Source organism: Methylobacterium sp. AC315 (assembly GCF_979253755.1).
This window is the reverse complement of sequence record NZ_CEEDEA010000084.1, coordinates 1-290: the sequence shown is the minus strand read 5'-3', so window position 1 is coordinate 290 and position 290 is coordinate 1. Positions and strand designations below refer to the sequence as shown.

Genomic DNA, 290 nt, shown 5'->3' with positions numbered 1-290 from the left:
CGCGAGCACGCCGAGCGCGTGAACCAGGCCAAGCGCATGACGGCCGGGACCACCGACGACGTCATGGCGACCTGCGCGTCGATGATGTCGGTGTTCATCCGCGAGCCGGACTTCCAGGGCCAGACCAAGGACAAGCTGGCCACCGTCGAGGCGCAGCGGATCGTCGAGACGGCGGTGCGGGACGCCGTCGACCATTGGCTGGCGGCCTCCCCGGCCCAGGCCAACAAGCTGCTGGACTGGGTGCTCGACCGGGCCGAGGAGCGGGTGCGCCGGCGCCAGGAGAAGGAGGG

General features: G+C 71.4%; 1 pseudogene. It reads left to right on the top strand.

The annotated features are described in order from the left end of the window. Window positions 1–290: pseudogene (locus tag AC0IY0_RS28810) on the top strand (DNA topoisomerase IV subunit B); the annotation flags it as partial.